The sequence below is a fragment of the Pseudarthrobacter sp. SL88 genome (assembly GCF_026672455.1).
Taxonomy (GTDB): domain Bacteria; phylum Actinomycetota; class Actinomycetes; order Actinomycetales; family Micrococcaceae; genus Arthrobacter.
The window spans coordinates 1,631,281-1,643,748 of sequence record NZ_JAPPRD010000001.1; the positions used below are offsets into that span (position 1 = coordinate 1,631,281).

Annotated in this window: 12 protein-coding genes and 2 tRNA genes; 12 read left to right on the forward strand and 2 right to left on the reverse strand. The window is 67.9% G+C overall.

Features of this window, described 5'->3' with window-relative positions:
* Positions 1-37: 37 nt before the first annotated feature.
* Positions 38-110 (forward strand) — tRNA-Ala (locus OVA06_RS07515).
* Between the two features lie 209 nt (positions 111-319).
* Positions 320-392, forward strand: a tRNA-Ala gene (locus OVA06_RS07520).
* Positions 393-451: 59 nt separating this feature from the next.
* Here the strand turns inward: OVA06_RS07520 and OVA06_RS07525 are convergent.
* On the reverse strand, positions 452-1,804 hold the full coding sequence (locus OVA06_RS07525; protein ID WP_268157364.1) for a class I SAM-dependent methyltransferase: 1,353 nt from the start codon (positions 1,802-1,804) through the stop codon (positions 452-454).
* 80 nt (positions 1,805-1,884) lie between these two features.
* Here OVA06_RS07525 and OVA06_RS07530 point away from each other — a divergent pair, with 80 nt between their 5' ends.
* The 3 genes from OVA06_RS07530 to OVA06_RS07540 all read left to right on the forward strand — a co-directional run bounded on the left by OVA06_RS07530 (position 1,885) and on the right by OVA06_RS07540 (position 5,580).
* Complete coding sequence (locus tag OVA06_RS07530) at positions 1,885-2,967, forward strand: FAD-dependent oxidoreductase (protein ID WP_268157366.1); 1,083 nt, start codon at positions 1,885-1,887, stop codon at positions 2,965-2,967.
* A gap of 73 nt (positions 2,968-3,040) precedes the next feature.
* Positions 3,041-4,213 carry a class I SAM-dependent methyltransferase gene (locus OVA06_RS07535; RefSeq protein WP_268157369.1) on the forward strand — a complete coding sequence of 391 codons (1,173 nt, stop codon included), beginning with the start codon at positions 3,041-3,043 and terminating at the stop codon, positions 4,211-4,213.
* A gap of 164 nt (positions 4,214-4,377) precedes the next feature.
* Positions 4,378-5,580, forward strand: a complete 1,203-nt coding sequence (locus OVA06_RS07540; RefSeq protein ID WP_268160680.1) for an ROK family transcriptional regulator — start codon at positions 4,378-4,380, stop codon at positions 5,578-5,580.
* A gap of 20 nt (positions 5,581-5,600) precedes the next feature.
* On the opposite strand, the gene OVA06_RS07545 is transcribed toward OVA06_RS07540, so the two are convergent.
* Positions 5,601-5,804: a hypothetical protein gene (locus tag OVA06_RS07545; RefSeq protein ID WP_261619117.1), complete on the reverse strand. Its 204-nt coding sequence runs from the start codon at positions 5,802-5,804 to the stop codon at positions 5,601-5,603.
* Between the two features lie 151 nt (positions 5,805-5,955).
* Here OVA06_RS07545 and OVA06_RS07550 point away from each other — a divergent pair, with 151 nt between their 5' ends.
* The 7 genes from OVA06_RS07550 (at position 5,956) to OVA06_RS07580 (ending at position 12,435) form a co-directional block, all read left to right on the forward strand.
* Positions 5,956-6,963 (forward strand): AAA family ATPase, encoded by a 1,008-nt coding sequence (locus OVA06_RS07550; protein WP_268157372.1) that lies wholly within the window; start codon positions 5,956-5,958, stop codon positions 6,961-6,963.
* A gap of 10 nt (positions 6,964-6,973) precedes the next feature.
* A complete protein-coding gene (locus OVA06_RS07555; RefSeq protein WP_268157374.1) occupies positions 6,974-7,867 on the forward strand; it encodes a DUF58 domain-containing protein in 894 nt (297 codons plus the stop codon).
* Positions 7,857-8,327, forward strand: coding sequence for a hypothetical protein (locus tag OVA06_RS07560; RefSeq protein ID WP_268157376.1), 471 nt, complete (start codon positions 7,857-7,859; stop codon positions 8,325-8,327). The genes OVA06_RS07555 and OVA06_RS07560 overlap by 11 nt, the downstream gene beginning before the upstream one ends.
* Positions 8,318-9,328 carry a vWA domain-containing protein gene (locus OVA06_RS07565; RefSeq protein WP_268157378.1) on the forward strand — a complete coding sequence of 337 codons (1,011 nt, stop codon included), beginning with the start codon at positions 8,318-8,320 and terminating at the stop codon, positions 9,326-9,328. Before OVA06_RS07560 ends, OVA06_RS07565 begins: the two co-directional genes overlap by 10 nt.
* Positions 9,325-10,275, forward strand: a complete 951-nt coding sequence (locus OVA06_RS07570) for a vWA domain-containing protein (protein ID WP_268157380.1) — start codon at positions 9,325-9,327, stop codon at positions 10,273-10,275. Before OVA06_RS07565 ends, OVA06_RS07570 begins: the two co-directional genes overlap by 4 nt.
* The gene (locus OVA06_RS07575; protein WP_268157382.1) at positions 10,272-11,126 is read left to right on the forward strand and encodes a hypothetical protein; all 855 of its coding nucleotides are present in this window, start codon (positions 10,272-10,274) and stop codon (positions 11,124-11,126) included. Before OVA06_RS07570 ends, OVA06_RS07575 begins: the two co-directional genes overlap by 4 nt.
* 346 nt (positions 11,127-11,472) lie before the next feature.
* Positions 11,473-12,435 (forward strand): methylenetetrahydrofolate reductase, encoded by a 963-nt coding sequence (locus tag OVA06_RS07580; protein WP_268157384.1) that lies wholly within the window; start codon positions 11,473-11,475, stop codon positions 12,433-12,435.
* Positions 12,436-12,468 lie beyond the last annotated feature (33 nt).

Sequence of the window (12,468 nt, forward strand, 5' to 3'; positions counted from 1 at the left end):
AAACCCGAAAAAAAGCTCCAAGGAGCGGCAGCAGTTCGGGGCTGTGGCGCAGCTGGTAGCGCACCTGCATGGCATGCAGGGGGTCAGGGGTTCGAGTCCCCTCAGCTCCACCGGACAATCCGCCGGAATCATCATGATTCCGGCGGATTTTTTTGTGCGCCGCAGGACCGGTGGGGCGTCCGGAGGCCCTGGCGGAGAGGCCGCGGGCAGCCGCCGTGCGCTGCGGCAGCCCGCTCGCAGGTGCGATTTGGTGCTGCGGGGAAAGTGCATTAAGCTGGTCAGGTTGCTCCGGGGAAACCGACCGGAACAGCGAAGTTCCGGGGCTGTGGCGCAGCTGGTAGCGCACCTGCATGGCATGCAGGGGGTCAGGGGTTCGAGTCCCCTCAGCTCCACCGAATGAAAAGGGAACCATCACCTGTGATGGTTCCCTTTCCCGTTTCCGGCGGTGGGATCACATCCACGCCGTGCGGCGAAGCGGAGGCTCGGCGCCGCCGGGGCGTTGCACCAGGACCTGATTCACCCCGGTCAGGCCATTCTCAAAGCCAATGGCACTCGAGGCCATGTACAGCCGCCAGATCCGGGCGCGGCCAACGCTGGTCAGGGCAACGGCCCGGTCCCAGTTTTCTTCCAGCCGACGCACCCACGCACGCAGCGTCAGGGCGTAGTGCTGCCGCAATGCTTCAACATCGAGTACCTCAAACCCCGCTCCCTCAAGCGCCACCACCATTTCACCCAGGCTGATCATCTCCCCATCAGGAAACACGTACCGGGGAATGAACGAATCGGGATCCGGGTCGGTGGGTCCGGCATTCCAGGAAATCGCATGGTTCAGGAGCCTGCCGCCGGGGCGGAGCAGTGAATACAGGGAGGCGGCGTAGCCGGGCGTTTGCTCGCGCCCCACATGCTCGGACATCCCGATGGAGCTGATCGCGTCAAACGGCCCGTCCGCCACGTCCCGGTAATCCTGGACCCGGATCTCCACCTTATCGGTCAGCCCCGCCTCGGCCGCCCGCTTGCGGGCCAGGTTTGCCTGCTCCGAAGACAACGTCACTCCCAGCACGGTGACGCCGTACCTTCCAGCTGCGTGCAGGGCAAAACTGCCCCAGCCGCAGCCCACATCCAGCACGCGCATCCCGGGCTGCAGCCCAAGCTTTCGGCACACCAAATCCAACTTGGCTTCCTGTGCGGTGTCGAGCCCGTCCACGCCGGCCCGGTTGCCGCCGGTGCTGCCCTTTCCGGTTCCACCAGATTCATCCGGCCAGACGGCGCAGGAGTAGACCATCGAGCTGCCCAGGACCAGGGCGTAAAAGTCGTTGCCGACGTCGTAATGGTGGGAGATGGCTGCGGCGTCACGGTGGCGGGAGTGCACCCGGCCTTTGCGGGCGACGCGGGCCTCTTCGGGCGGAGGCGCCGGGTTGGGCCCCACAGCGCCGAGCCGAACGGCCGTGGCCGCGAGCGTCCACAGTTCAGCAACGGTCGGCCGGCGGAACGGTCCCGGCTCGGCAAACTTGCCCGCCGAACTCAGGGCCGTGAAAGCGGCGAAAATGTCGCCCGGTGCGTCGAGCTCCCCGGCCACATAAGCCCGGCTGAGTCCCAGCTGGCCCGGTGACCACAGGATCCGCCGCAGCGCCCGACGCGACCGGAATTCCAGCACGGGAGCGTCCCGGGGGCCAGCTTCGGAACCGTCCCAGGCTTTCAGACGCAAGGGCACGTCAGCCGTGCCAAGAACAATGGCCAAAGCCTTGGCCAGCCTGGCCGCGCTGCCCCTGCCGCCGTCCGCCGTGCTGCGTGTTGTTCCTGCCATCATCGTCCTCCGGTATCGCTGGCCGGGCCTCCATGGGCCAACCCTAAGGCCCGGACGTCCCGCCCGGCTATCATGGGGGAGTGATTGCTGCCCAAACCGATGTCGTGGTGATCGGTGCGGGGCAGGCCGGACTATCCGCCGCCTTCCACCTGCAGCGCCGGGGGCTTGCATACGAGATGTTCGACGCCGAGGCCGGGCCCGGCGGCGCATGGCGCCACCGCTGGAAGAGCCTCCGTATGGGCACCGTCAACGGAATCAGCGATTTACCGGGCATCGCCAAGCCCGCTGTGGATCCCCGCGAACCCAGTTCCGAGTTCCTCACCCGCTACTTCGGCGACTACGAACAGGAACTGGGGCTGACGGTCCGGAGGCCGGTCAAGGTGACTTCGGTCAGCCGCGAGGACAAGGACCCGGCAGGCCGGCTTCGCGTGGGCACGTCCCGCGGAGACTGGACAGCATACGCACTCATCAATGCCACGGGCACCTGGACCAGGCCGTTCTGGCCCATCTACCCGGGGCGGAACAGCTTTCGAGGCAGGCAGTTGCACGTCGCGGATTACGTCTCCGCCACCGAATTCGTTGGAAAGCATGTCATCGTCGTGGGCGGCGGCATCTCGGCTGTCGGCCTCCTGGACGAAATCTCCCAGGTCACGTCCACCAGCTGGTTCACCCGCCGCGAGCCTGACTGGCGCGACGACGAATTTGACGCCCGCGCCGGGCACGACGCCGTCGCACTCGTCGAGGAGCGGGTCCGGAAGGGCCTGCCGCCGCAGAGCGTAGTCTCGGTAACCGGGCTGATCCGGACTCCGGCGCTCCGGGCCGCCGCGGCCCGCGGCGCCCTCGACAGGCAACCCATGTTCACCGCCATCGAGCCCGGCGGCGTCCGGCTGGCCGACGGCGGATTCCTTGCGGCGGACGTCATCCTGTGGGCCACCGGGTTCCGGGCAGAGCTGAAGCATCTGGCTCCGCTGCACCTTCGCGGTCCGGGCGGCGGAATCGCCATGGACGGCACCCGGGTGGCAGCCGAGCCGCGCGTCCACCTGGTGGGCTACGGCCCGTCGTCGTCGACCATCGGCGCCAACCGGGCCGGCCGGGCGGCAGTGGCGGACATCCTCAAGCTCCCCGGACTGGCGCCGGCCGCGGAGCCGGTACCTTGGGGCTGAACCCGGGGAATGGACCCCGACCAAGTCGCGGGTGGAGGACACCCCGCAGCGAACGAACAACGGCAGGGAACACGTGGTAACAGACAGTATTGACCGGATCTTCGGGATCCTTCGGCGGCGCCCTGACGTGGAGGCGCCCAACCTGCAGGCATGGGATGCCACGGACAGGCTGCTCCTGGGAACTGCCGCAGCTTCGGTGCGCCCCGGCAGCGCAGTCGCCGTCATCGGCGACCGCTACGGCGCCCTCACGCTGGGCGCCCTGGATCTGCTGGCGCCGGGCACGCTGCGCGTGCACCAGGACCTGGTCACGGGAGAACGCGCGCTGCAGCAAAATGCCCTCGCATGGCAGGCGGCGCAGGAGACGGACGACGCCGGCAGCGTCCGGGTGCCGGAGTTCCGCCAGTTGCCGCTCGGCGCCGAACTCCTGTCCGGGGCGGAGGCGGTGCTGCTGCAGTTGCCGAAAACCCTGGCCGAGCTGGATGAAGTGGCTGCCGCGGTTGCCCGCCATGCGGCGCCCGGCGTCCTGTTGCTCGCCGGCGGACGGGTGAAACACATGTCGCTCGGCATGAACGGCGTCCTCGAACGGCACTTCGACTCGGTCCAGCCCCAGCTCGCCCGGCAAAAGTCCCGCGTCATCGTGGCTTCCCACGCGAAGGCGGGCCAGCCGCCCGCGCCCTTTCCCGTCGTCGTGCACCTCGGGGAACTCGGCCTGGACGTCGCAGCCCACGGAGCCGTGTTCGCCGGTCCCAAACTGGACATCGGCACCCGGTTCCTGCTGACCTTCCTTCCGGCCATGAAACCGGCCCGGCACGCGGTGGATCTCGGCTGCGGGACGGGAATCCTCGCCGCCATGTACGCCAGGAAATACCCGGAGGCACAGGTGACCGCCACGGACCAATCGGCCGCGGCTGTTGCCTCAGCACTTGCCACCGCCCGGGCAAACGGGCTCGACGGGCGGATCAGCGCGCTGCAGGATGATGCCCTGGGCACCATGGCCGACGCCAGCGCCGACCTGGTCCTGCTGAATCCGCCGTTCCACGTAGGCGCAGGGGTCCACGCGGGAGCGGGCCTGAAGCTGATTGAAGCGGCCGGCAGGGTCCTTGCTCCCGGCGGTGAACTCTGGACCGTCTACAACAGGCACCTGCCCTACCTCGCTGCACTGGAACGGGAGGTAGGGCCCACCACCGTGGAGGGAAACAACCCCAAATTCACTGTCACGCGCAGTGTCCGAAGGTCCGCCGGATAGCCACGGACCGCCGCCACGCCGGGCAGCCAACCCGGCTATGTGTCTGTACCCACGCGTAACGTACGATTCAAGCAGCACCACAACTACGTGGCCCAAGACGTTTAGGGGTAACCGTGTCTGAAATCCGCCAATCCTCACCGAGGCGCGGAACCAACCTGCCACGGATGGGGGATTTCAACCTCACAGTCATCCTTGACGCCATCCGCCGGACCTCGGGCGGGCTCAGCCGGGTTGAACTGGCCCAGATCGTGGGATTGTCCCCGCAGACCATCTCCAACATCTCCCGCCGCCTGCTGGACCAGAACCTGATTGTCGAAGCAGGGAAGGAAGGCAGCGGCCCGGGTAAACCCCGGACCATCCTCCGCCTCAACCCCAAGGGCATGTACGCCGTCGGCGTCCACCTCGACCCCGCCGTGACCACCTTCGTCGTCATGGACCTGGTGGGATCAGTCGTCCAGCACGCGCGCATCGACACTCCAGGCGGCAACGATCCGTCAGCCGTCATTGCCACCATCGCAGCCCAGGTCGCCCGGGTAGTCGAGGAATCCGGCGTCGACCGGGACCGGATCGCCGGACTCGGCGTGGCTGCGCCCGGCCCCATCGACCTGGACAATGGAACGGTGGTGGACCCGCCGCTGCTTCCGGGGTGGGACCGCGTGGAGTTGCGCAACGCCCTGTCCGAGGCCACCGGATACTCCGTTTTGGTGGACAAGGATGTCACCAGCGCCGCCGTGGCGGAAACCTGGGCCGGCGGCCCAAGCGGCGCCGGCAGCTTCGTGTTCATGTACATGGGCACCGGCATCGGCTGCGGCATTGTCCTCAACGACGAAGTCATCCGCGGCACATCCGGCAATGCCGGAGAAATCGGCCACATCATGGTGGACCCGGATGGACCCCCGTGCGATTGCGGGCTGCGCGGCTGTGTGAAATCGTCCTGCATCCCGCAGGTCCTGGTGGCTGAAGCGGAGGCCGCGGGCATCCTGAACGGCTCCCGGCCCGGCAACAGCGGCGCGGAGGTCCAGCAGAGCTTCGCGAGGCTGTGCGAACTTGCCGACGCCGGCGACGAACGCGCCACGGCCATCATCGACAAATCCGCCACGCTGGTTGCCCGCGCCATTTCCGTGGTGACCAACACCCTGGACGTGGAACGGGTGGTGTTCGGCGGCCCCTTCTGGAGCGGCATGGCGGACCGGTTCCTGGCCAAGGTACCGGCGCTGCTTGAAGCACACAGTGCAGCCCGGCTCATCCACCCCATCGAGGTGGTGGGTACAGGCGTGGGCGAGGACGTGGGTGCCATCGGGGCAGCGTCTCTCGTCCTCGAACACACCCTGGCGCCCCGGGCGCAGCGGCTCCTGCTGGAGAGCTAGGGGCGCCGTGTCCCGCCGGTTCAGTCGATGTCTTCGAAAACCACACCAAACGGCAGCGTGTCATCCACATGCGCCTGGTGGCCGGTGGATCCGGGGTTGTAGGTGACCCGGACGCCGTGGAGCTTGTCCGCTGCCGACTGCTGCAGGACAGGCTTTACCGCGCTGATAAACAGCTCGCTTTTGTCGGAAAGAAATTCCTTGTAACTGGCTGGAAGCTCGCTCATGGCAAAAGGATAGACCCGCGTGCCCCCGATGGGGAGAGGTCCCCATCGGGGCCGGCCTTCCGGGACGCGGCGCACCGGATGTGGATAGGATTGCTGGCGGAGCGCGGCCGGCAGGCCCGCCGCGCCACGATCAGCCACCAGGGGGAATCCAGTGCTTCAAACCAGCGCGTCCGCGAGAATCGAACCGGCCGAACTGGCCCGGGCGCAGCAGGTGGTGGCCGGCATTTCACGCAGCTTCGAGGCCAAGGTGGTGGGCCAGGCCAGGCTCCGCGAATCCCTGCTGGTGGGCCTGCTGACCGGCGGCCACGTCCTGCTCGAAAGCGTCCCCGGGCTGGCCAAAACCACGGCAGCCCAAACTGTGGCGGAGGCGGTCAGCGCCGGATTCCGCCGCATTCAGTGCACCCCGGACCTCCTGCCCAGCGACATCGTGGGAACGCAGATCTACGACGCCGCCAAGGGCACCTTCGTCACGCAGCTTGGCCCGGTCCACGCCAATATCGTGCTGCTGGACGAGATCAACCGCTCCAGCGCAAAAACCCAGAGCGCCATGCTCGAAGCCATGCAGGAGCGGCAGACGTCCATCGGCGGGCAGGACTACAAACTGCCGTCCCCGTTCCTGGTGCTCGCCACACAAAACCCCATTGAGCAGGAGGGCACCTACCAGCTGCCCGAAGCCCAAATGGACCGCTTCATGCTCAAGGACGTGCTGGACTATCCATCGCCGGCGGAAGAGGCCGAAATCATCAGGCGCATTGACGCCGGGGTTTTCAGCCCGGAGCAGGTGCCGGCCGCCGCCGTATCGCTGGACGCGGTCAGGCATGCGCAGGACCTGGTCCGGCGCATCTACCTCGACCCATCGATCGTCAACTACATCGTGGGTCTGGTGTTCGTCACCCGCAACGCTGGACAGTACATTGAGCGGCGGCTGGCGGACTTCATCGAGTTCGGCGCCAGCCCCCGTGCCAGTATCGCCTTCAGCCAGGCCGCCCGGGCCGTGGCCCTCCTGCACGGCCGCGACCATGTTATTCCGGAGGACGTCAAGGTTTTGGCGCACCGGGTGCTGCGCCACCGGATCATCCTCAACTTTGACGCCGTCGCGGAGCAGGTGCCGGTCGAAACGGTGATCGACGCCGTGGTCGCCGCCGTCCAAACCCCCTGAGGCCGCCGGGATGACCAGCCTCCTGCACCGGGTGAAATCGAAGATGGCCATCTTCGCCCACCGCAAAGCCCGGGGAATGCTCGACGGCGAGTACGGTTCAGTCTTCCGCGGACGCAGCCTCGACTTTGATGACCTGCGCGCCTACGTCCCCGGCGACGAAGTCCGCGATATCGACTGGAAAGCCTCGGCCCGGCACGGATCGCCGCTGATCCGCCGCTACGTCGCGGTCCGGAGGCAAACGGTCATCCTGGTTATGGACACCGGGCGGAACATGGCAGCTGTCTCGCGGTCAGGCGAGGCTAAGAAGGACATCGCCGTCATGGCCCTTGGCGTGGCCGGATACCTGGCGTACCGGCACGGCGACGTGGTGGGGCTGGTCAGCGGCGACTCTGCCGCCACCGGCACCATCCCCGCGAAGGCCGGCGAAGCCCACCTGGAACGGCTCCTCCGGCACGTCGATTCCCGCGCGGGCCTGAACGCTGCCCCCAGCAGGATCGAGGACCAGCTGGACCACGTGGCGCGGACCGTCAAAGGACGCAACCTCCTCTTCGTCGTCGCGGACGAAATCCCGGCGTCCCCCGCCCTGGAACAGCTCCTCCGCAGGCTCCGGGCCCAGCACGAAATCCTCTGGCTCACTATCCGGGACGCGGATCTGGTGCCCTCCGGAACCGGGCCCGGCGACGGTGCCGGGTACTTCAGCGTCCGCGACTCCGCTGTCCTCCCGATCCACCTTGCCGCCACCGCGGACATTGCCGCCGCCTACGCCGATGCCACGGCCGAACGGGATGCAACCCGCAACGCCATGCTGCGGCGGGCCGGCATTACGGAGGGGACCGTGGACGGCAGCCAGGACGTGGTCAGCGCGCTCTTCGCGCTCCTGGAAAGGCACCGCCGTGCAGGATGAGCCCGCCTTTTTCGGCCCCCTACAGTACAGCCCGGCATGGATGTGGGCCGGCTTGGCCCTGATAGCGCTCGTGGCAGCCTGGTACGTCTTCGCTTTCGCCTCCACCCGCCCGCCACGGGCCGCCCCGGAAAACCGGCGCCCCGCCCAGCTGACCGACCTCGCCGCCCTCAAGGCCGCCTATATTCAGCGCATTAACGACGCCGAGCAGGACGCCGCCGCCGGAACCACGGATGCCCGCGCGGCCCATCAAAACATCAGCCACCTGCTGCGCCGCTTCGTCCGGGACGCCTCAGGAGTTGACGCCCCGCGGATGACGCAGGCAGACCTGGAACGGCATCCCCTGCCCGCGGCCGCCGCCGCCGTCGGCGCCCTCTACCCGGGAGAATTCGGTCCGGAGCCGCTGCCGCCCGTATCGGCCACCGCGGCCACTGCCCGGGAGACGGTGCGGGCATGGAGCTGATGTTCTGGTGGCTGCTCCCCGCAGCGGCATTGGCGGCTGCGGCAGCAGCCTGGATCGCCCTGCGCCACCGGCAGGCAGACGTCCGACGCCGGCCTGCCGCCCACAGCGACCGCCTCACCATGCTGCCCGAATACCAGGACGCCCTGCGCCGCCACCGCCGGTGGCTTGCCGTGGCAGGGCTCGCCTGCGCCGCGTTGCTGGCGTCGGCCGCTGTTGCAGCGGCGCGCCCCGTCCAGCCCACCACCACGGTGCCGGAGCAGCGAAACCGGGACATCATGCTGTGCCTGGACGTTTCGGGCTCGATGAGCAGCGCCGACGCTGCCGTGGTGGAAGTCTTCGCCGAACTGGCCCGGGAATTCGACGGTGAACGGATCGGCCTGACCATCTTCGACAGCACCGGAAGCCAGGTCTTCCCGCTGACGGACGACTACGACTATGCCCGTGACCAGCTGCTGCTGGCACGCGACGCCTTCGACGGCAAGCCGGGAAGCTCCGGTTTCCTGGACGGCACCTGGGGCGGACGCGGCTCCTCGCTCATCGGCGACGGGCTGGCCTCCTGCCTCAGCGGGTTCCCCCGTACCCAGGGCAGTGACGCAGGCCCGGACGGCTCCGCAGCGAAGCGCTCCCGGTCGGTGGTGCTTGCCACTGACAACTATGTATCCGGCAATCCGATCCTGACGCTTCCGCAGGCGGCCGCGCTGGCCAAGGACAGGACAGTTCGTGTGTACGCACTGAACCCGGGGGACCTCGACTACGGTTCAGACGCCGGGCAGCCGGGTGCGCAGCTTCGCACGGCTGCGGAATCCACGGGCGGCTCTTACTACGCACTGGACAATCCCGGGGCGGTGCCGGGAATCGTTGCCGCTGTGCAGCAAACGGAGGCCACGGCCCTCAAAGGCGCCCCGAGGGCGGTGGTCTCGGACCAGCCGGTCCTTCCGCTGGGAGTGGCCGTCCTGTCCGGGATAACGCTCGGCGCCGCGCTGTGGAGGTTGCGGCTATGACCCGGACCCGGCTGACGGGGCATCGCGCCTGGCTGCGCCGCTGCGTGCTGGCAGTGTTCCTGGTGGCGGCACTGTGCCGCCCCGCGCTGCCGGGCGGCACCTCGCAGGCAGCCACGACGGACCTGAACGTGTTCTTCGTGGTGGACACCACCACCAGCATGGTGGCTGAAGACTACGGGACCTCAGCCCCTCGGATGGATGGTGTCCGGCAGGACATCATGGCCATCGCCAAGGAACTGCCCGGAGCACGGTTCTCGCTGATTACCTTCGACACGAAAGCCTTCGTCCGGATGCCGCTGACCACCGACACCCTGGCACTGCAGACCATGGTCACCGTCCTGGAGCCGCAGGTAACCGCCTTCGCCAAGGGCAGCAGCATCACGGCTGCCCGCCAGGTCCTTTCCGAGCGTCTCGACGCCGCGCGTCAGAGCCACCCGGAGCGCCCTCGGCTGGTGTACTACCTGGGCGACGGCGAGCAGACCAGCGGCAAGGAGCCGGAACGCTTAAACCTGGATGGCAGCCTGGTGGCGGGGGGAGCGGTACTGGGATACGGCACGGCCGCGGGCGCCCGCATGAAGGAAAACTCCGGTGATCCGGGTGAAAGCGCGGACGGGCCCTACGTGCGTGACGGTGGCGGGGCGGACGCCCTCTCCCGCATCGATGAGCCGGGGCTGCAGGATGTTGCCGGGCAACTGGGCCTACCGTACGTGCACCGGCAAGCCGGAGACCCCGTTGGTCCCATGATGCAGGAGGCCCGCCCGGGCAGCCCCGAGCGCAGCGGCGATTCCCTGGAAGGCCGGACGGAGCTGTACTGGCTGTTCGCGGCGGGAGCCTTCGCGCTTGCCCTCCCGGATGCTGTGATGATCATCCGCCGGTACCGGGAACTGCCCCGTGCAGCGTCCTCCGCCCCGGCCAGGGCAGCCGAACGGGGGGAACGCGTCCCATGAGCGCCACCAAACCATTGCCGCCCAACGGGCCTCTGCGCCACAGCACGGAAGCGACACACGGGAGCCGGGACAACGGGACGGACCAACGCCAGGGACCTGAGCAGAGAACTGAGCGGCTGCGAAAGCGGCGCCTGCTGCTGGTGGGCTCGGCCGCGCCGGTCATCCTGGTACTCGGCATCGCGGCCAAGCTCCTGAGCCTGGGCGTCCTTGGCAGCCAGGCAGCCACGGCATTCGACGCCAGGGACGCCCGTGCTGCCGCCGGCGCCGCCGGATGGCTGCAGCCCCTCAATGTTCCTGAGCCACACAAGGCCCCGTTTGCCGCCGGGGACGCCGAAGTCCTCGGCGGGAACTTCGACGCCGCCCGGCAACGTTTTGCCGAAGCCCTGGACCTGGTTCCCGGAGCCGCCGCCGGGTCTGCCGATGCCTGTGTCATCAGGGTGAACCTCGTGCTGGCGACCGAACGCCTGGGCGATGACAAGCTGCGCGGGAAGGATCCGGCGTCGGCCGCGGCGTTGTTCTCCGACGCGCTGGCAGTTGTCGAGGCGGCCCCCGAAGGCTGCTTTACCGGCCCCTCGGACACACGTGATGGTTCCGTGGGGGAGCGGCTGGACGAGGCCAACGGACGCCTGGCCGGGAAGCTGGAGGCTGCCGGCAAGGACGGTGACGCTGCACAGCAGCCCGCTGAAGATGCGGGCCCCGCTGAAGAAGAGGCGGACTCTCCGCAGCAAAGCCAGCTGGAACAGCTCGAGGAGAGCGCACGGCAGTCCCAGCGCGAACGCAACACGGGACGGGAACGGGAGGACTACCTCAACGACACCGGGTACAACCAGGGCCCGGACAGGCCCTGGTAGCCCTGCTGTCGGACCCAGTGGGTAGCCGGAGCGAATAATCTTCACCAGCGCATCGAAACCGGGCGTAAAACTGCGTCTTAATTCGGAGCCGACTTGAATGACATGCCGGCCCGCTCATAGAGTCATAGACAAGTTACCCCGGTAACGTGTCAGCGATCCTCCGTTTGGAGGGTGTGGGTGCCCCCATGTGGGCCTGACATTTGCTCACGGACAACTTCAAGACAGGCGTAACAGTCGCGGCTGCGTCCCTGTGGAGTTCTTCCGTGTTCCCCAAACTCAAATTCATTGCCGGCTTCCTGCAGCCCTATCCGCAGGGAGCTCCAATGGCCCAAAGCCAAGGACGCAAATGTCACCACCAAGCCTTATTGACACACATCCAAACCTCTCAGACGCCGCCCCGGTGGCGCTGTCCTATGAACTGTTTCCGCCCCGTTCGCCGGCCGCTGCCGAAACGCTGTGGACCACCATCCGGGAACTGGAAACCACGGAACCGGACTACGTCTCCGTCACCTACGGTGCCAGCGGGTCCAACCGGGACACTGCCATCGAGCTGATCGACCGGCTCCTCCTGGAAACCACCCTCCGGCCGCTGGCGCACCTCACCTGCGTGGGGAACACGCCGGAGCAGCTCGCCAGCATCATCGGCCAGCTGCTGGATACCGGTGTCCGCGGGATCCTCGCCCTCCGCGGTGACCTTCCCAACGACGCAAGCCAGCCAGTGAACGGCTCCCTCCGCTACGCCCAGGACCTGATCGACCTGATCCGCCGTGTGGAGCAGCGCCGATCGGCCCTGCTGTGCGCCGGCAAGATTGCGGTGGGCGTGGCGGCGTATCCCACCCGCCACCCGGAGTCACCCAGCGAGGAACACGACGTCGAGGTTTTGCTGGCCAAGCAGCGCTCCGGCGCGGACTTCGCCATCACCCAGGTGTTCTTCCACTCCTCGCAGTACTCGGACCTCCTTACCCGGGCACGCCGTGCCGGAGTGACCATCCCGATCATCCCGGGCGTCATGCCGTTCACAAGCCTTCGCCGCGTCAAGCGCCTGGGAGAACTCGCAGGCGTGGAACCTTCGGCGGAACTCACGGAGCGGCTGGCCGCGGCCGATACGGACATCGAGCGCCTTCACGTCGGCGTCGATGCCACCGTGGACCTGGCCAACGCCGCACTGGATGCCGGCGCCCCCGGAATCCACCTCTACACGTTCAACGAGCACCAGAGCGCGCTGGAGGTGCTGGACAAGCTGGCCCTTCCGCGCCAGACCCGCTCCGGCAGCCGCAGCATCGCCAACCGGGGCCAGCTCGCCAGCTGAGCCGCTTCGCAGCGCTTCCTGACAGCACCACCT

Excerpts from the sequence above, each read along its gene's own strand:
- OVA06_RS07525 (WP_268157364.1), bottom strand. The coding sequence starts at position 1,804 with ATGGCAGGAACAACACGCAGCACGGCGGACGGCGGCAGGGGCAGCGCG.
- OVA06_RS07540 (WP_268160680.1), top strand. The coding sequence starts at position 4,378 with ATGGGGGATTTCAACCTCACAGTCATCCTTGACGCCATCCGCCGGACC.
- OVA06_RS07545 (WP_261619117.1), bottom strand. The coding sequence starts at position 5,804 with ATGAGCGAGCTTCCAGCCAGTTACAAGGAATTTCTTTCCGACAAAAGC.
- OVA06_RS07555 (WP_268157374.1), top strand. The coding sequence starts at position 6,974 with ATGACCAGCCTCCTGCACCGGGTGAAATCGAAGATGGCCATCTTCGCC.
- OVA06_RS07565 (WP_268157378.1), top strand. The coding sequence starts at position 8,318 with ATGGAGCTGATGTTCTGGTGGCTGCTCCCCGCAGCGGCATTGGCGGCT.
- OVA06_RS07570 (WP_268157380.1), top strand. The coding sequence starts at position 9,325 with ATGACCCGGACCCGGCTGACGGGGCATCGCGCCTGGCTGCGCCGCTGC.
- OVA06_RS07575 (WP_268157382.1), top strand. The coding sequence starts at position 10,272 with ATGAGCGCCACCAAACCATTGCCGCCCAACGGGCCTCTGCGCCACAGC.
- OVA06_RS07580 (WP_268157384.1), top strand. The coding sequence starts at position 11,473 with ATGTCACCACCAAGCCTTATTGACACACATCCAAACCTCTCAGACGCC.